Consider the following 17,457-nt stretch of genomic DNA (forward strand, 5'->3'; position numbering starts at 1 on the left):
AGCGTCATACCCAGGTACGACGTTGCTCCGCCCCGAGGATGATATCTGCGGCCTCTGCGGCCCTTTCGCCTATAACTCCCGCGGCAGCACCCAGATGAATTCGGGGTGTTTTGCCGTGCGCCCGTCGCCGCTCGAGCGACCCGTCAGTCGTCGATTGATCCAGGGCAGCACGTGCTCGCGGGTGTAGGCGAGCTGTTCACGGCGGGTGGGGCTCGGGATCGAAGCCGCCTCGATTTCCCAGTCCGCTGGATGGGGGTAGCCCAGTGTCCGCAATACGTTTGAGGCGACCCGGTGGTGCCCGACCGGCGCGAGATGTAGGCGGTCCCGCGACCAGTACTGTCGGCCTCTGAGCTCGGTATCGTGCCAGTTGTCGGAGAAGCGGATCCCGAGTTTCTTCGCGATGTGGCCCGCGGCAGCCGTCAGCGCATCGCCCTTCTGCGCGACACGGCCGCCGCTCGGCAGACCGCCCGTCGGGTTTGCGCCAGCGAGAAGCACGGGTTCTGCTCCCGCCTCGCGGATCCGCCTGAGCGTGCGCTCCGTCTCGCGGACGATCCACGCCATGTCGGTTCCCGGGCGGAGCATGTCGTTCCCGCCGCCGTTGAAGCTGACGAGAGTGGGACCGAGCGCGAGCGCGGGTTCGAGCTGTTCGGCGATGATCGCCCGCAGGAGCCTTCCCCGGATCGCGAGGTTCGCGTACTGGATCGGCTCACCGGTCGCGTCGGCGATCCCCTGCGCAACGAGATCGGCCCAGCCGCGCACCGAGCCATCGGGTTGTTCATCACCGACGCCCTCGGTGAAGCTGTCGCCGATAGCGACATATCTGATGGGTGTGTCGCGTGCTGCGCTGCCTGCTGACGGGAGTTCTTCTGCCACGGGCCTAGCCTACGCCTGACCGCGCCCCATGTGTCAGTGGTGCGCGAATCATCCCGGTCCTCTCGAGCCCGACGCTACGCCTGGTCGTGCATCGTGATGGCATATCCGTCCGGGTCGGCGAAGCTGAAGTGCAGTCCAAACGGGCCGGGTGCTGGCGCACGCAGGATCTCAACTCCCGCTGATGCGAGCGCGTCGTGCAGCTCTTGTGCGTTGTCGCAGTGCATCCAGAGCGCGACGCCCAGACCTGGGCGGGGCGTCGCGTCGAGGTTCGTGCCGGGCAGCGGCTCTCTGACGGCAAAGGGGATTGGCGCGGTGGCAAAAGCGACGGCGCCGGGAGGAGAGACGGTCTCCCTGCGCAGCCCCAGTGTCGTCTCGTAAAAGTCTGCCGCACGCTGGAGGTCGCGCACCTGGAGTGCGATGAAGTCTGGTCCGGTTACTGTCATGATGTCCTCTCGTTGATGATGTCAGTATACTGACATCATCAACACTATGTCAGAATACTTACATGCACAACCCGGCGACCTCCTTGGACTCACTCATCGGATACCGCCTCAAAGAGGCGCAGACTCTGCTGCGCTCGCGGATGGACGAGGCTCTGCGAGGCTTTGAATTGACCACCCCGCAGTACACCTGTCTTGAGCTTCTGAGCCGCACGCCGGGTGCCTCAAACTCTGAGCTCGCGCGCGGCGCGTTTGTGACCCGGCAAACCATGAACACGTTGCTGCAGAGCCTCGCGGATCGCGGCCTCGTGAAACGGGCCGCCGCGCCTGACAATGGACGCGTGCTCCCCACCACACTGACGCCGAGCGGCGAGGCGATCCTCGTGCGTGCGAGCGATGCAGTGCGCGCAATCGAGGCACAGTTTGTCAGCGGCCTGGACTCAGATCAGCGCCAGACCCTGCACGAGTATCTCGGAGTGTGCATCGCCGCGCTTCGCGGGTAGCGGGTGTCTGAGGCACACTACGAGCGCCGAGATCCTTCCGCTCACTCGCCGGGAGCGAGCATGCCGACCTCGTACGCAAAGATGACGAGCTGGGCGCGATCCCGCGCCTCGAGCTTCAGCATCGCACGGTTGACGTGGGTCTTTGCGGTGTGCGGCGAGATAAACAGTGTCGCGGCAATCTCCTGGTTTGAGAGACCTTTTGCGACCAGCAGCACGATCTCGCGCTCCCGCTCGGTCAGGGTCGCGAGCAGTTCTAGCCCCCGCGGTGGGAGGGGGCGCGGCGCGCTGACGCTTCCGGCACCACCGACGACGCGATCAATGAGCTGCCGGGTGGCGACCGGGGACAGCAGTGCCTCACCGCGGCTCACGGAGAGCACGGCATCCACGAGCGCCTCGGGCTCCGCGCCCTTGCCGATGAAGCCGCTCGCGCCTGCCCGCAAGGCCTCAACGAGATAGTCGTCCTCCTCGAAGGTGGTCAGGATGAGCACGCGGGTTTCGGTCAGGCGCTCGTCGGCGCAGATCTCGGCGGTGGCGGCGATGCCGTCAAGCTCCGGCATGCGAATGTCCATCAGCACGATATCTGGTCGCAGTTGCCGGGCCAGCGTCACCGCCGCGCGCCCGTTGGCGGCCTCGCCCACGACCTCAAGTTCGGCAGCACCCCCGAGCAGGTCACACACGGCCTGCCGAATCAGGGGCTGATCGTCAACCACGAGTACGGTCGTCACGCTGTCTCCTGGGGGTTCGTATTCGGGATCGGCAGCCGTGCGCTGACGCGCCAGCCGCCCGGCGCTGGCCCCGCCTCAATGGTGCCGCGAACCGCCGTCACACGTTCACGCAGTCCCAGTAGTCCGAGGCCAGAACCCGGGGGTGTATTGTCAGCCAGCGAGCCTTCTGCAGCGGCATCGGGGCCCGAGGCCCTGACCGGGTTCGCAACGGTCACCACCAGTTCCTGGGCCACGACTTCACAGCGCACCTGCGCCGTGCCGGATCCGTGCTTGTGCGCATTCGTCAGCGCTTCTTGCACGACTCGAAATGCGACGCGAGACGTAGCACCCGACACCGTGTCTGCGGCAGCGTCGGTATGGAGCCGCACGCGCAGCCCGCTCCGCTGGAATTGCGCAACAAGCTCCGGCAATTCGGCCACGCCCGCCTGGGGCGCGGACGCCCGGGCTGCTTCGGGTGAGTAGCCCGCGCCGGCGAGCGCACCAGCGGTGCTAGATGGTTCGTCCTCGCTCGCGCGGAGCATGTTCATGAGGTCGCCGATTTCGGCCAGCACCGTGCGTGCCGCCTCGCGGATGGTCGCAAGTGAGGTGCGCGCCTTCGCAGTGTCGGAATCGAGTGCCTGAGAGGCAACACCGGCCTGCAGGCTGATAACCGCGATCTGGTGTGCGACGGCATCGTGGAGGTCGCGCGCGATCCGCAAGCGTTCTTCGCTCACCCGCCTGCGTGCCTCCGCCTCTCGTGTCTGCTCGGCCCGTTCCGCGCGTGCCGTCATCGCGGCGATCGCTTCGCGGCGCGAACGGGTCGCATCACCCGCCGCCGCCGCAAACGCGACCAGCAGCGCAAACTGCAGCGCACGCGGATCGAACACGTTCTCCCACGCCACCGGCAAGCTCAACACCAGAATCGCCGCCGCCGCGACCCCGCCGAGCCACAGGGTGCGGCGACGCGGCAGCATCGAGGCTGCCCGATACGTTGCTGCGGCAGCGGCGAGTGCGATGCCTGGAGAGATGGTGCCGGTCAGCGCGGCAACTCCGAATAGCGCGAGCAGCACCGCGAGCACCGGCACCGGCCACTTCCACATCAGTGGCAACACCACGACCGGCAGCAACACGGCGACAAACGCGATCGGTCCGGCGGCCTGAAACGCAGGGACCGGTGGTGGGAACAATGCCGCCGCGAGCACCAGCGCGATGAGGACCACGTCGGGCACCACGCGGGGTACGCGGGCGCGTGGGTGATCTACGGTTTGCGGCTTCACACCTCTAGTCTCTCGCGGACCACCGACACGGTGAATCACCCCACCGCAGCATCTGAAGATACTGCGCCCGCGGTATCGCGCTGACCGCGATGGGCTGATGTGGCGGCGCGGCCCACCCGACAGGCTTGAGATGCACCAGGCGCATGAGTCACCAATACGGACACCGCGCCCCGACCCAAAGGAATGTGATGACCACGCCGATAATCTCCGTGAGGGATCTCCGCAAAGGCTACGGCCGCGGCAGCAACCGCTTCGAGGCGCTCAGAGGCGTCAGTTTTGATATCGTCGAGGGCGAGAGCGTCGCGATTATCGGCAAGAGCGGATCGGGCAAGTCGACGCTCATGCACCTACTCGCACTGCTTGACGCCCCAGACAGCGGCACACTCACCCTCGAAGGCACCGACACTGCCGGCCTGCGCGGTTCGAAACTCAACACCGTCCGCAACAAGACGTTTGGCTTTGTGTTTCAGCAGTTTTTTCTGACCGGCAGCACGAGCGTGCTTGAGAACGTGATCCTGCCCCTGAAAATTGCTGGTGTGCGGCCCAAAGAACGCAAGCGCCGCGGTCTCGAAGCTCTGCGGCAGCTTGAACTCGACAGCAAAGCGAAGAACAAGGCTTCTGCGCTCTCCGGGGCCAAAAACAGCGTGCGGTGATTGCGCGTGCGCTCGTCAACAACCCGCGCATCATCTTCGCTGATGAGCCGACCGGGAACCTCGATTCCGCGACGGGTGCGATCGTTGAGGACATCCTGTTCGGGTTGAATCGGGATCACGGTATCACCCTCATCGTGGTCACCCACGATCCTGAGCTTGCCGCGCGCTGCGATCGCCGCATCACCATTCGCGACGGCGCGATCGTCGAAGACGCGCACGCCGCAACTCCCGCGCACGAATCCCAGGAAGCCCAGATCCAGGAAGCAGAGACACTCGCATGAACACCCTCGACATCATCAGAAGCGCGGCGGCGAACACCTTTCGCTCGAAGGCGCGCGCGATCCTCACTATCCTCGCGATCTTCACCGGCGCCTTTACTCTCACGCTGACGAGCGGGCTTGGCACCGGCGTCAACAACTACATCACCGATACGGTCAGCGGTGCCGGGGCGGCTGACGCCATGACCGTTTCGAAGAGTGGCGATGATCCCGGCGTCGGCCTGCCGGGCGCGGGCAGCTCCGGCCCGAGAGAATACGACCCGAATGCGATCTCGGCTGGTGGGGCCGCGGGGGCCGGAACGCCCAGTGCTCCCGGAGCCCCGAGCGCGGGCACCGTCAGCGCGCTGGACTCCGCAGATATCGACGCCCTCGCCGAGATTGGCGGTGTGCGCAAGGTCGAGGCTAATCGAACCATCTCGCTTGACTACATTCAGGTGGACACCGAGGCTACCAAGTACGTTGCATCCGTCGGCAGCCTGATTCCGGGGCAGACGGTGGTGATGGCGGCCGGCGTCGAGCCGGGTGCCGTGCGCACCGACGATGCTGACGCCCCCGGAACTGCGAGCACGCTGCAACTCGCGTTGCCCGTTGACTATGTTGACGCGCTCGGCTTTGCGAACGACGACGCGGCCCTCGGGCAGCCGGTCGTTCTCGCGATCACCGATGCCGAACGCACACAACACGTCCTCGAGGCCACGGTCGTCGGGGTGGCGGAGGATCCGCTCGTATCCCCGACGGGTCCGAGCCTGCTCGTCAATGACGCGCTCAGCGACGCGCTCTTCACGGCGCAACAGACCGGGCTGACCCCGGAGCAGGCTGATCGGTACGCATCAGCGACCGTATGGTTTGATCCCGCAGCGACTCCCGCAGAAATTGACGCGCTGAAGTCTCGGCTCGGCGACGCAGGGTACACCGGGACCACCCTCAAGGATCAGCTCGGCACCGTCACCGCGGTGACCGACGGCATCGTGTTGGTGCTCAACGCCTTCGCTATCATCGCGCTCCTCGCGGCCGCGTTCGGCATCGTCAATACGCTCTACATGTCGGTGCAGGAACGCACGCGCGAGATCGGTCTCATGAAAGCGATGGGAATGGGTAGTGGGCGGGTGTTCTCCCTGTTCAGCCTTGAGGCTGCGTTCCTGGGGTTCTTGGGGAGCGCGCTGGGGGCGCTTGTCGCGATGGTGGTCGGGATCGGCGTCAGCGCCTCACTCGCGACGACCCTGCTTGCCGATCTCTCGGGACTGACGCTCATCGCCTTCGATCCGGCGTCGATCATCACGGTGATTGTGCTGGTGATGGGGATCGCGTTCCTCGCGGGCACGCTCCCCGCGGTGCGCGCGGCGAAGGCGGATCCGGTGGAGTCGCTGCGCTACGAGTAGCGGCGCCGAGCCCCTGTGTGAGGCTGTGCCCACGATCCCGAGCCGGACGTGGGCACAGCCTTTCGGCGCGCCGAGCGGTGGCCCCGCGGCCTCTGAACGCTCCCCCTGATCAATGCTCTTCCTATGCCCCGTATAGCTCTTATGTCGGGGTGATGATTGGTTGCGTGATAGAATCATTTGACGACTTATTGAGAGTCGCCTATTGGGGGGTTGTGTGTTTCAGAAATTCTTTGTCGGCAAAGTAGCGGTTCTTGGGCTGGCTTTTGCTGTACTTCCGTTTGGCGTGGCTTCGGCCGAGGCTGTCGAATCGAGAGCCGCAAGCTTCACGCTCGGATCGGAACAGCTGTGTCCGGGGGCGACAGCGCCCGGTGTGTCCCACGGTGCAAGTGGGCAGCTGGTGGTTGACCTCACCGCTGTCGCGGGCGGCCTGACCGACAGCGTCGTGGTGGCGAGTGACGCGGCCAGGTCGTGTGTGAACGATCTGACGAGCGTGTCGTTCACGAATCCCGGCCCGGTCCGTTCGCTCGAGATCGGCGCGGAAGCGTTCAGCCGTAATGTCGCCGGTGAACTCAACAATCAGATCACCGGGGTGTCATTCCCTGAGGGGCTTGAGACGCTCAATATTGGAAGCTACGCGTTTCTGCAGTCCGACTCAGGCATGAATCATCTCGAGTCGGTGGTGTTTCCGAACTCTCTGACGACGCTCAAGGTGGGAGACTGGGCTTTTTCGCAAGAGAATCTGAACGGTGCAAACTCACTCACAGAGCTGACGTTTCCGCAGACCGACATGCTCAAGCTTGAGCTTGGAACGGCCTCGTTCCGGCAGCGTGCAACGAACGGATCCAACACCCTCGAGCGGGTGAATTTTCCGGGCACCGTGGCCTCGCTGAGGATCAACGACTCCGCGTTCCAGCAGTCTGTCGAAGCTGGCGCGGGAGATGCTCGGCTGGCCGAGGTGATTCTGCCGACCGGATCGGAGAGCCTCGAGATCGGCTACTATTCCTTTGCGCAATTCGCGCCGGAAGGTGCAACGGCTCTGTCGCGGGTCAGTTTCCCGTCAGGCCTGAAGCAGTTGAAGCTCTGGAACAGTGCGTTCTACCTGGTCTCCTCTGCCTCAACCCGACTCGAGTCGATTGAATTCCCCGACGGGCTCGACAGCCTGTCTATCGGTTACGGAGCGCTGGCACAGAGTTCTCGCGACGGCGAGGCCTCGCTCAAGAGCATCGACTTCCCAGACCGAGTTTCTTCTTTGGAGATCGCCGGTTCAGCGTTTTCGCAGAAATCGGGCAATGGCTCCACTGCCCTCACCTCGGTGGAGTTTCCCCTTGGAATTCATAATCTGACTATTGGCAACTACGCGTTTCAGCAGAACGCAAGAAACGGCTCAACGAGCTTGGCTTCCGTCGTTTTCCCCGAGGGGCTGAAGCAACTTGAGGTCAACTACGGTGGCTTTTACCAGGAGGCCACCTTCGGAGACAATGCGCTGCGAGAGCTGGAGTTTCCCGCGGGACTCGAGTCGTTGCACGTTCACACGTCAGGTTTCCAACAGAGCTCGATCGCCGGCAGCAACTCGCTTGCTGCGGTCAGTTTCCCAGAGGGGCTGAAGAACGCGACCTTCGACTCGAACGCCTTCTACCAGGCGGTAACGCTCGGCGAGAATCCGATGAAGACCGTCTCGTTCCCGGGCGGAATGGATACGCTCAGCTTCGATCGCTATGCATTTTTTCAGTCACCAACTTCTCTTGAGGTGGTCGAGTTCCGCTCAACCGAGACGCCGGTGGCGGCGATCTCGGTACCGGATGAATATCCCTTCGTGCCCGCGGCTGCCACCTGGCTGTGGTACGGAGAAGACGGCGCAGATACCGCGACCGATTGGTCCATGCCGGGTGAGGAACACGAGTTGGTGGGGTACCGAAAGCTTGCCTTGACGGGGCTTGAGGGCGGCACACTGAGCGATGTCCAGCCCGGATCTGCGTTCAACGCACAGGCAGAATCGTTCGCCTATCCGAGCACCGAGAACACTTTCGCCGCTCCGCGAGTGCTGGCGGAGATCCCGGAACTTCCCTATGAACACTGGGCAGTGGATCTCCCCGCGGCTGAGCGTGACGGCTTTACCTTCGAGGGATGGTGCCCCGTCGCGCCAGAAGGCGGGGAATGCTCTGAGGAATTGATCCCGGCATCTGCCGATCGCACCTCCCGCGCCGCGGCGTTTGAGTTGCTGTCGCCTACGACAACCCTGCACGCCGTATGGCTAGCCGCTGAGCAGCCCGACCCGAAGCCGGGAACGCAGGGGCCTGGTGGCTCTACCGATGGTGGCAACGCGGGAGCGCCGGGAGGTCAGGCTCAGGACGGGCTGAGCACCACGGGCGGACCCACGCTCTTCCTGACGCTGGGGCTTGCGACTCTGGCAATTGCCGCCGGCGCGGGTGCGATGCTGCGGCGCCGCAAGCGCTCGCCGCAAGGGGCGTAACGGGCGACAGGAAGCCGGGCCACTTGTGTGACCCGGCTTCCTGGTCTAAGCTTGCTCTTTGGCTGTGCAAAGTCCCATTGCATAGACCGCAGGGGTGGTTCGGGATCAGTTTCGGCTGAATCGCGATAGCTCCCGCAGACAAGAAATCTTGGGTGAGGCCGTCCGGTCTCACGGTATGAGAGGAAAAACCATGGCAGCAGTGTGCCAGGTGACAGGAGCCGTTCCCGGTTTCGGTCACAACATTTCACACTCGCACCGTCGCACCAAGCGTCGGTTCGATCCGAATATCCAGAAGAAGACCTACTTTGTGCCCTCACTCGGCCGCAAGGTGACCCTGACCCTGTCGGTCAAGGGCATCAAGGTTATCGACGCACGCGGCATTGAGTCCGTGGTCGCCGATCTGAAGAAGCGTGGGGTGAAGCTCTAATGGCTAAAGATAAGGACGTACGTCCGATCATCAAGCTCCGCTCGACGGCCGGCACCGGGTTCACCTATGTGACCCGCAAGAACCGTCGGAATACCCCTGATCGTCTCGTGCTCAAGAAGTACGATCCGGTCGTTCGCAAGCACGTTGAATTCCGAGAGGAGCGCTAAACATGGCTAAGAAGAGCATGATTGCGAAGAACAAGCAGCGCCAGGCCATCGTTGATCGCTACGCTGCGAAGCGTCTCGAGCTGAAGAAGGCACTCGTTGACCCCAAGGGCACCGACGAGAGCCGTGAGGCTGCACGCGTTGGCCTGCAGAAGCTGCCCCGCAACGCGTCTCCCGTGCGCGTGCGCAGCCGCGACGTCATCGACGGCCGCCCCCGTGGTGTGCTCTCGAAGTTCGGTGTTTCCCGTGTTCGCTTCCGCGACATGGCGCACCGTGGCGAGCTGCCAGGCATCACAAAGTCGAGCTGGTAACAGTTCGACCAGTCAAGTACTGCCGATTACGGTTGCGCGCGAGCGTAAAACCGAGCTGGTAACAGCTCAGAAACCGGCTTAAGGTGTGGCCGCAGATCCGAAAAGGGTCTGCGGCCACACCTATTTTTTGGGTTTTCACACTGAAACGACACGAAACGACACGAAAATCCGCAGAAATACGCCGCTGTGCGATAGATTCGTACCGATCACCCGATCGGACCCTCCAAACCGGAGGGATACCTGAAATAGATCAGGGGCTCGGAACCTAGCTTCGTTGCCCTGGAAGGAAACAACATGGCACTCAACAAGACTGAGCTCGTCGCTAAGATCGCTGCAGAGACCGGCCAGAGCCAGGCTGCAGTTTCAAGCGTTATCGACGGCCTGTTCGCCGCTGTATCTGAGACCGTCGCCGCTGGTGAAAAGGTTTCGATCCCGGGGTGGATCTCCTTTGAGACCGCAACCACCGCTGCACGCACCGGCCGCAACCCGCGTACCGGCGAGAGCATCGACATTCCCGCTGGCAAGCGCGTGAAGGTTTCGGTTGGCAGCAAGCTCAAGGCTGCTGTGAAGTAACTGACTTCCTCAAACAACACCCCCTGATGCGAGGGCGGATTCCAGTGGTCGTCGCAACACGGTAGAACTCCGAGCATTACAGAAGCGCCCCCGCTCACCAAATCGGTGAGCGGGGGCGCTTTCTACTTCGCTACATGGCTCGCAGAACACGGTGAGGCACCCACCCTTCCCGGCCAGACTGGTTTCGACACCATGCCCACCCGCTTTCGGGATCGTTTGAAAGCGCCTCGACCATTTCTCCAGCAGAAACAGGAAGCTCAGTGGTGTCATATGCAACCAGAACGGTTCCCGTGGACCCTCGTTCGTTAATATGGCGTGCGGGCACCCAGCCGGTCCCAGTAGGGGCAGTGACGAACACGAAGGCCGGCCATTCTGTGTCCCGGTCACCAATCGATACTTCTTCGCCGGGTGCTATCTTCAACGGTGCTCTGGTCGGGATCTCATGATCCGCTGTAACGATGTATCGCATGGCGGCATTCTGACACACGATGCGATCCACAAGGTTCTTCGAAGGCTACAAGGTTGATTGGAGAAGCTTGTTGAGCCGCTGAGCTGGGGTGTCCCAGCCCAGCGTTTTACGGGGCCTGGTGTTGAGCTGTTGGGCCACTCGGGCAAGCTCTTCGGGGCTGTGGCGGGAGAGGTCCGTGCCTTTCGGGAAATACTGTCTCAGGAGCCGGTTGGTGTTCTCGTTTGATCCGCGCTGCCAGGGAGAAGCGGGGTCGCAAGAGAACACGGGTATGTCAGTCGCAATAGAGAATCGTTTGTGCTCCGCCATCTCGCCTCCTTGATCCCATGTCAATGAGCGCCGCAGATGTGCCGGGAGGTGACTCATCGTTTTCGTGAGCGCTTCTCGCGTCGTTGCCGCGTCACGGGAGCCAGGGAGATGGACCAGCATTACGTACCTGGTTGAGCGTTCAACGAGAGTCCCGATCTGGCTTCCGCCTTCTCTCCCAATGATCAGGTCACCTTCCCAGTGACCTGGGACCGCACGATCTGCAACTTCTGGAGGCCGTTCAGAGATCATCACCATGGGGTCAGTAAATCTCTGCTGCCGCTTCTGCGTCTGCCTCCTGGGTGTTCGGCGGGCTTTCCCATTACGAAGAGCCGCAGCGATCTCACGACGCAACTGACCTCGCCCTTGAACATAGAGTGTCTGGTAGATCGTTTCAGTTGCCACGCGCATCCCTAGATCCGTCGGATAGTCCACCCGTAGCGTACGACTGATCTGTTCCGGTGACCAGAACTCAGAAAGCTTCTCTTGCACATACGCGCGCAAAGGACCACAAGCCACGAGTTTCCTGGACTTCGGTCGCGGCCTGCGCTTCGCGGCTTTCCGGTGTGCCGCATACGGGTGATACGGGCCGTGTTGTGACCGGTTTCTACGGAGTTCTCGGCTCACCGTCGAGGGTGCGCGGCCCAGATCTTGTGCGATCTGCCGGATCGAGCACCCGGCACGTGAAAGGTCAGCGATTCGTTCCCGCTCTTCGAGAGAAACCAGGCGAGGGTGAAGGTCTTGTTGGAGCTTTTCATACCTGGGGCGATCAACCATGACCGTCTGGTCAGCGTAGGTAGTCATACCAGTGGTGTAGTCCACGATCCTGCCATCCGCAAAGTAGCGCCGGTTCTGGAAGTGGCGAGTGCCACGGTCCCAATCGCCAGCCGTACGAAAATGCACACCCACTGCTGCGGCAGCTTCTCTTCGAGAGATCCCGCTTTCGCGAAGTTCGAAATAGCGTGCGCGTCCGGGGTGGTAGCCCGGGCCGCGCATTCCTTTCGCTTGCAACCCTTCCTGCTGTAACCACCGGTAGGTCGCGTTCTTGTTAAACCCTAAGCGTCTTGCTGTTTCAGAGTTGTCTTGAAGTTCTTCAAACAGCGCGAAGAACTCGGCCTTTTGTTCCGTCGTGTATCTCTGCCAAGGGGTCCGTCCAGTGGCCATCGCTTCTCCTGAAAAATGTCAGGTGTTGCGACGACCACTGGAATCTGCCGAGAAGCATCAGGGGGTGTTGTCGTTTAGGACGCGACCTCACCCAGTCCCTGCGCGAGGTCGGCGATGAGATCCTCAGCACTCTCGAGACCGATCGACATGCGCACGATCCCGGTGTCGGGTTTTGCGTCGCCCTTCACGGGCCGGTGTGTGAGTGCGGCTGGGCTTTCGATGAGGGAGTCAATGCCTCCAAGAGACACTGCGTGGGTGAACACGGTCACATTTGAGGTGAGTGCAACGGCCGCGTCGTAACCTCCCACGAGTTGCACGGCAAGCATCGCCCCGGGCCGGCCATCTGCGTGCCCAGGACGCCGTGGGGGTCAGCGTTCATGCCGGGGTAGAACACCTGGGCGACAGCCGGGTGTTGGCTCAGCCACGCCGCGACGCGGCCGGCAGTTTCCTGCTGCGCGCGCACACGTAGAGGGAGCGTCGGCAGGCCACGGTGAAGCAGGTAGGCCGCGAGCGGGTGGAGGATCGCGCCGGTCGCGACGCGGATCGCGCGCAGCTTCTCCGCGTACTCCTCTGAGCATGCGATCACGCCACCGATCACATCGCCGTGGCCGCCCAGATACTTGGTCGCGCTGTGCATTGACAGCGCGGCGCCGTGGTCGAGGGGTGTCTGCAGGACCGGCGTCGCGAAGGTGTTGTCGACGAGCACCGGCACATCGCCCGCCTGGGCTGCGACACTTGAGATGCTCACGAGTTCGAGCGTCGGGTTCGCGGGGCTCTCCATGATGACGAGGCTGGTGTCGGGGCGGCAGGCGGAGGCGACCTCATCGGGTGAACAAAATGTCACCTCCGTGCCCAGGATGCCACTCTCGAGGATCTGCACCGTCCCGCCGTAGAGGGGGTGCACTCCGACAATGTGGCGTTTGCCCGATTTTGCGGTGAGGGCGAGGAGTACAGCGGTGAGCGCGGCCATGCCCGACGCAAACGCCACGGACGCCTCAGCGTGTTCGAGCGCCGCGAGGCCGGATTCGAAGCGGGCAACGGTCGGGTTCCACAGGCGCGCGTAGACCGCGCTGCCATTCGCCAGGGCCTGCCACCGGTGGCCAGAGCCTCATATGAGTCGCCGCCGACGGCGATATCGGGCAGCGGGTTTGTCGTGGAGAGGTCGATGGGGAGGGCGTGCAAACCGAGTGCGGCAAGGTCCTCCCGTCCGGCGTGTACGGCGAGTGTGTCGAGAGTCCAAGGAAATTCAGCCATGGACCCATTATTCAGCCTCCCTCCTGGCTGGAGTGGAAAGCAAGCCCGCAATGGCGCAATTGACCCTGAAGATTGCAGGCCCACCCGGTCGAGGCCGTAGGCTTATGGGGTGCCTCGTTTTCTGCGTGTTGTCGCCCCGGCCGTTCTCGTCGCGGTAACCCTCGCGGCTCTAATTGTCGGTCTCGGCATCGGTGGAGCCGCCGCCGAGCGGACCCTGCTCGATCCGGGCACCGTGGTGCGATTTGGGATCCCGATCTCCCGCACCCTTGTTAATGTTGCAATGGCGGGACTCATCGGCTCCCTCGTCATGGCCGTCTGGGTGTTTGCGAGCGACAAGCCCGAGTCACGTATCGCCTTGGATATCGCCGCGGGATCCGCCGCCGTGCTGGCGGTTGCGAGCGCAGCGACGCTCCTCTTCACCTACGTCGATATTTCGGGGCAACCGTTTTCTGGTGATGCCAGATTTGGTGCCGGGCTTGCGCAGTTCGTCACCGAGATTGAACTCGGCAGGCTGTGGCTGATTGAGCTGCTGCTTGCGGCCGTGACGACTGTGCTCGCGTTTGCTGTGCGGGATCGACGCCTCACGCTCCTCGTGCTGTTCGCGGCGATGGCGACAACGATCCCGTTGGCGCAGCAGGGCCACGCCGCCGGCGCTTCGGGGCACGCGCAGGCCGTCAACTCGCTCTTGGTGCACCTGATAGGTGCGTCGGTCTGGCTGGGTGGCCTGGTCACCCTTGTGTTTGTGGCAAAGCTGGTGGACCGCAAGCGACTCGCCGTGATCACCGCACGCTACTCCACGCTCGCGTTGTTCGCCTTTATCGGGGTGGCTGCCTCCGGGGCTGTGAGTGCGTGGCTGCGCGTCGGCGACCTCGATGCGCTCCTTGGAACCGGCTACGGCCGTTTGGTCATCTTGAAAACGGCTGCGCTTGTGGCGTTGGGTATCTTCGGGGCGGTGCAGCGCACGCGCTTGATACCGCGGATCTCGGATTCGGTCAAGGGTGGCCGCGTCTTCGCGTGGTTTGTGATCGCGGAGCTTGCGGTGATGGGGGTCGCGAGCGGGATCGCCGGGGCGCTCGGACGCACCGCAACCCCGGTTGCGCTCGAACCGGCGAGGGACCAAGCGAGCGGCATCTCTCCCGCAGAGTGGCTCACGGGAGATCCGCTACCGCCGGAGCTCACGCCGCTCAGCTATGTCACCGGTTGGAAGTTTGATCTTGCCTGGCTGCTCGTGTGTGTCTTTGGTTTGGCAATGTATGTCGCCGCGGTGATCCGGCTCGCCCATCGTGGCGACAAGTGGCCGATCGCGCGATCCATTGCCTGGGTCTTCGGCCTGCTGATGCTGTTCTACACCACCAACGGGCCTTTCAACCTGTACGAGCAGTACCTGTTTAGCGTGCACATGCTCGGCCACATGATGCTGACGATGGTCATTCCGATCGCGCTGGTGCTGGGTGCACCCATCACGCTGCTGCTGCGCGCTACCGAGAAGCGCAATGATGGCTCGTGGGGCGGGCGCGAGTGGGTGCTGTGGTTGGTGCAGACGCCATATTCGAAGTTCATCACCCATCCCGCTGTTGCCGCCGTGGTCTTTGTCGGCTCGCTGTGGGTGTTCTACTTCAGTCCGATTTTCCGCTGGGCAATGTCTGAGCACCTTGGGCATCAGTGGATGATCATTCACTTCTTGATCGGCGGATATCTCTTTGCGCTGTCGATGATCGGGATCGATCCCGTGCCCTATCGGTTCCCCTTTCCGCTGCGACTCATCACGCTGTTTGCGACGATGGCGTCACACGCGTTTTTTGGTGTCACTATGATGACGGGTGATTCGCTGATGCTCGCCGATTGGTTCGGGGCGATGGGCCGTACCTGGGGGGCGACGCCGTTGGAAGATCAGACGCTCGGCGGCGGAATTGCCTGGGGCATCGGCGAGCTACCGACGCTCGCGCTCGCGCTTATTGTCGCTGTGCAGTGGTCGCGCAATGACACGAAGGTGCAAAAGCGTAAGGATCGCGCAGCGGACCGCTCGGGCGAAGCCGAACTGATGGCATACAACGAGATGTTGGAGAAGCAGGCGGCGCGGGATCGGCGGACCGCTGAGAAGACGCATAGCGGCTGAGCGCTTTTCGTACGGAGGCTACTGCCGCCGGCGGGTTGTGGAGCAGATGCGCGGCGACTGAGCCGGTCGTAGCTTCACGTCATTACGCTTGTTTGACGTCGTATTGCGCAAACTCGTGGTCGCGCGTTATCAGGGTCAGTTGTTCGACGCGCGCCTGCGCGATGAGCATGCGGTCAAAAGGGTCCCGATGATGCCAGGGGAGGGACCGGAGTTCCTCCGCGTGAGACGCTTCGAGAGGGAGGAGCCGAAAGCCGCTCTGCTCGATCGCTTCGACCGTGTTTGAGGGCGCGTCTAGTTTTCCGAGCGATGCCTGAATCGAGATCTCCGCAACAGACACGCTTGAGACGAGGACATCATTCGCCCCATCTGAGATGATTTCACGATGCTTGGGGAGCAGTCTGGGACTATCAGCGAGCCACCACAGCAGAACATGAGTGTCGAGAAGCAGTCGCACCGAGCTATTCTCCAAACCAGTCAAGCTCGTCTTGGGTGTCGAACTTATCGAAGCCGTCCGCAATTGTGATGCGTCCGTGCCATATCCCAGGGACCCGGGTTGGCGCTGGTGTCCAGGGGACCAAGCGTGCGATGGGTCTACCTGCTTTGGCAATCACGACATCTTCGCCGAGTGAAGCCAATTCCAGCAGTCTTGAGAGCTGGCTTTTCGCCTCGTAGACATTGACCGTGTGCGTGCTCATGGGCCCAGATTACCTCTGGTTGGTCAAGTTGGTCAACCAGTGTGATCGCTGGTTTCCGTCGTGCTGCGTGGTGGCTAACCGCCGGTGTGACCCTCGTCCGTCACTGTGACATCGGTGCGGTGAAAATTGAGGTGCGAACGCGAGGCCGTGGGCCCGCGCTGCCCCTTGTAGCGCGAGAACGTAGCGCCGGATCCGTAAGGCCGTTCGGCGGGCGAAGACAGGCGGAAGAAGCACAGCTGGCCAATTTTCATGCCGGGCCAGAGGCGGATCGGGAGGGTTGCAACGTTCGAGAGCTCCAGCGTGACGTGACCCTCGAAGCCCGGGTCGATGAAGCCGGCGGTCGAGTGGGTGAGGAGCCCGAGTCGACCGAGCGAGCTCTTTCCTTCGAGGCGGGCGGCGATGTCGTCGGGCAGGCTGACCTGCTCGTAGGTGGAGCCCAGCACGAACTCACCGGGGTGCAGGATGAAGCCCTCGCTGGGGTCGACCTCGATGAGCCGGGTCAGTTCGGGCTGATCCGCGGCGGGATCGATAACGGCGTACTTGTGATTGTCGAAGAGCCGGAAGTAGCGATCCAGCCGCACGTCAACGCTCGACGGCTGAACCATCTCTGCTTCGCTCGGGGAAAGCCCGATGCGGCCAGAGGCGAGTTCGGCATTGATGTCACGATCTGAAAGCAGCACCTTTCGATCTTAGCGGGCTATTCCCGCGCCATCCCCGGGTGCAAGTTCTGTGGCAGACGCTACTCGGAATCTTCCGTGATCGCGAACAGCAGTTCGGCGATCCGCTCGCCCAGTTCGTTTAGGCCCTCGGGGGCGTCGGGGCCAGCGAGGGCGGTGATCCGAAAGGCGCGTTCGTAAACGCCGCCCAAGATCGGCATGGCCCGCTCGACCGGGATCGTGAACCGTCGACCGGCGGCGAGCACGATGCCCTCGACGAGTTCTTCGAGTTCCAGCCGAAAGCGGCCAATGAAATCTGTAAGTCCGAGTGCGCTGCTGGGCTCGCGGAGCGCGAGCAACATGAACTCGGTTTCGAGCGCGAACCAGGTGGCTTCCCAGCCGGTTGGTGCGAAAAACTCGGTCACGTAGTGCGCAGCATCGCCCGGGGTCAGGAGACACTCGCGGCTCGAAAGCAGCGGCACGAGTTCTTCGGCGCGCGCCTGCAAGAACCGCGTGCGTTGTTCGTATTCGCGGTCGAGCAGTGCGAGAAACAGCTCTTCCTTATTGGAGAAGTTTGAGTAAAACGCGCCGCGAGTGAAGCCTGCGCGTGTGCACACGCTCTCGACGGAGGCACCCAGCAGACCTTCCTCGGTGAACACTTCGGCGGCGGCGTCAAGCAGGCGGGCTCGCGTCTCCTGACGCCTGGCGCTGGGCGCGGGTGACACCGATTCTCCTGCCATGCTCAACA

At 62.9% G+C, this 17,457-nt stretch carries 19 protein-coding genes and 2 pseudogenes; 10 read left to right on the forward strand and 11 right to left on the reverse strand.

Annotated features, from left to right (window positions below; translation table 11 throughout):
• Positions 1-69: 69 nt before the first annotated feature.
• Together G7067_RS03170 and G7067_RS03175 are read right to left on the reverse strand one after the other, a co-directional pair.
• A complete protein-coding gene (locus tag G7067_RS03170; protein ID WP_244301221.1) occupies positions 70-873 on the reverse strand; it encodes an SGNH/GDSL hydrolase family protein in 804 nt (267 codons plus the stop codon).
• A 74-nt stretch (positions 874-947) separates the two neighbouring features.
• Positions 948-1,316 (reverse strand): VOC family protein, encoded by a 369-nt coding sequence (locus G7067_RS03175; protein WP_166321926.1) that lies wholly within the window; start codon positions 1,314-1,316, stop codon positions 948-950.
• A 62-nt stretch (positions 1,317-1,378) separates the two neighbouring features.
• Here G7067_RS03175 and G7067_RS03180 point away from each other — a divergent pair, with 62 nt between their 5' ends.
• Positions 1,379-1,816: a MarR family winged helix-turn-helix transcriptional regulator gene (locus G7067_RS03180; protein WP_166321927.1), complete on the forward strand. Its 438-nt coding sequence runs from the start codon at positions 1,379-1,381 to the stop codon at positions 1,814-1,816.
• 41 nt (positions 1,817-1,857) lie between these two features.
• Here G7067_RS03180 and G7067_RS03185 read toward each other — a convergent pair whose 3' ends face one another.
• A complete protein-coding gene (locus G7067_RS03185; RefSeq protein WP_166321928.1) occupies positions 1,858-2,541 on the reverse strand; it encodes a response regulator in 684 nt (227 codons plus the stop codon).
• Entirely contained in the window at positions 2,538-3,797 is a 1,260-nt protein-coding gene (locus G7067_RS03190; protein ID WP_166321929.1) for a sensor histidine kinase, read from the reverse strand. The genes G7067_RS03185 and G7067_RS03190 overlap by 4 nt, the downstream gene beginning before the upstream one ends.
• 188 nt (positions 3,798-3,985) lie before the next feature.
• Between G7067_RS03190 and G7067_RS14815 the strand changes: the two are divergent.
• The 8 genes and pseudogenes from G7067_RS14815 to G7067_RS03225 form a co-directional block, all read left to right on the forward strand.
• Positions 3,986-4,443, forward strand: a pseudogene (locus G7067_RS14815) (ABC transporter ATP-binding protein); the annotation flags it as partial.
• Positions 4,444-4,446: 3 nt separating this feature from the next.
• Positions 4,447-4,731 (forward strand): hypothetical protein, encoded by a 285-nt coding sequence (locus tag G7067_RS14820; RefSeq protein WP_341872893.1) that lies wholly within the window; start codon positions 4,447-4,449, stop codon positions 4,729-4,731.
• The gene (locus G7067_RS03200) at positions 4,728-6,107 is read left to right on the forward strand and encodes an ABC transporter permease (protein WP_166321930.1); all 1,380 of its coding nucleotides are present in this window, start codon (positions 4,728-4,730) and stop codon (positions 6,105-6,107) included. Before G7067_RS14820 ends, G7067_RS03200 begins: the two co-directional genes overlap by 4 nt.
• A gap of 214 nt (positions 6,108-6,321) precedes the next feature.
• On the forward strand, positions 6,322-8,577 hold the full coding sequence (locus tag G7067_RS03205) for a leucine-rich repeat domain-containing protein (RefSeq protein ID WP_166321931.1): 2,256 nt from the start codon (positions 6,322-6,324) through the stop codon (positions 8,575-8,577).
• Between the two features lie 190 nt (positions 8,578-8,767).
• Entirely contained in the window at positions 8,768-9,004 is a 237-nt protein-coding gene (gene rpmB, locus G7067_RS03210; RefSeq protein WP_166321933.1) for a 50S ribosomal protein L28, read from the forward strand.
• Positions 9,004-9,171: a 50S ribosomal protein L33 gene (gene rpmG, locus G7067_RS03215; RefSeq protein ID WP_046454849.1), complete on the forward strand. Its 168-nt coding sequence runs from the start codon at positions 9,004-9,006 to the stop codon at positions 9,169-9,171. Before rpmB ends, rpmG begins: the two co-directional genes overlap by 1 nt.
• Before the next feature lie 2 nt (positions 9,172-9,173).
• Positions 9,174-9,479: a 30S ribosomal protein S14 gene (gene rpsN, locus G7067_RS03220; RefSeq protein ID WP_166321935.1), complete on the forward strand. Its 306-nt coding sequence runs from the start codon at positions 9,174-9,176 to the stop codon at positions 9,477-9,479.
• A 294-nt stretch (positions 9,480-9,773) separates the two neighbouring features.
• Positions 9,774-10,052: an HU family DNA-binding protein gene (locus tag G7067_RS03225; RefSeq protein ID WP_166321937.1), complete on the forward strand. Its 279-nt coding sequence runs from the start codon at positions 9,774-9,776 to the stop codon at positions 10,050-10,052.
• 130 nt (positions 10,053-10,182) lie between these two features.
• Here G7067_RS03225 and G7067_RS14635 read toward each other — a convergent pair whose 3' ends face one another.
• The 3 genes and pseudogenes from G7067_RS14635 to G7067_RS03240 form a co-directional block, all read right to left on the reverse strand.
• Entirely contained in the window at positions 10,183-10,521 is a 339-nt protein-coding gene (locus G7067_RS14635) for an SH3 domain-containing protein (protein ID WP_166321939.1), read from the reverse strand.
• A gap of 45 nt (positions 10,522-10,566) precedes the next feature.
• Positions 10,567-11,760 (reverse strand): IS30 family transposase, encoded by a 1,194-nt coding sequence (locus G7067_RS03235; protein WP_425280702.1) that lies wholly within the window; start codon positions 11,758-11,760, stop codon positions 10,567-10,569.
• Between the two features lie 302 nt (positions 11,761-12,062).
• A pseudogene (locus G7067_RS03240) lies at positions 12,063-13,242 on the reverse strand (trans-sulfuration enzyme family protein).
• 109 nt (positions 13,243-13,351) lie between these two features.
• Here G7067_RS03240 and G7067_RS03245 point away from each other — a divergent pair.
• The gene (locus G7067_RS03245; protein WP_166321941.1) at positions 13,352-15,358 is read left to right on the forward strand and encodes a bifunctional copper resistance protein CopD/cytochrome c oxidase assembly protein; all 2,007 of its coding nucleotides are present in this window, start codon (positions 13,352-13,354) and stop codon (positions 15,356-15,358) included.
• A gap of 82 nt (positions 15,359-15,440) precedes the next feature.
• Here G7067_RS03245 and G7067_RS03250 read toward each other — a convergent pair whose 3' ends face one another.
• From G7067_RS03250 to G7067_RS03265, 4 genes are all read right to left on the reverse strand, one after another.
• Positions 15,441-15,812 (reverse strand): type II toxin-antitoxin system VapC family toxin, encoded by a 372-nt coding sequence (locus G7067_RS03250; RefSeq protein ID WP_166321943.1) that lies wholly within the window; start codon positions 15,810-15,812, stop codon positions 15,441-15,443.
• A gap of 4 nt (positions 15,813-15,816) precedes the next feature.
• The gene (locus G7067_RS03255; RefSeq protein ID WP_166321945.1) at positions 15,817-16,053 is read right to left on the reverse strand and encodes a type II toxin-antitoxin system Phd/YefM family antitoxin; all 237 of its coding nucleotides are present in this window, start codon (positions 16,051-16,053) and stop codon (positions 15,817-15,819) included.
• 74 nt (positions 16,054-16,127) lie between these two features.
• Entirely contained in the window at positions 16,128-16,733 is a 606-nt protein-coding gene (dcd, locus tag G7067_RS03260) for a dCTP deaminase (protein ID WP_166321947.1), read from the reverse strand.
• Between the two features lie 59 nt (positions 16,734-16,792).
• Positions 16,793-17,449, reverse strand: coding sequence for a TetR/AcrR family transcriptional regulator (locus tag G7067_RS03265; protein ID WP_205881187.1), 657 nt, complete (start codon positions 17,447-17,449; stop codon positions 16,793-16,795).
• Between the last annotated feature and the right edge of the window lie 8 nt (positions 17,450-17,457).

It is taken from the genome of Leucobacter insecticola (genome assembly GCF_011382965.1).
GTDB classification, from domain to species: Bacteria; Actinomycetota; Actinomycetes; order Actinomycetales; family Microbacteriaceae; genus Leucobacter; species Leucobacter insecticola.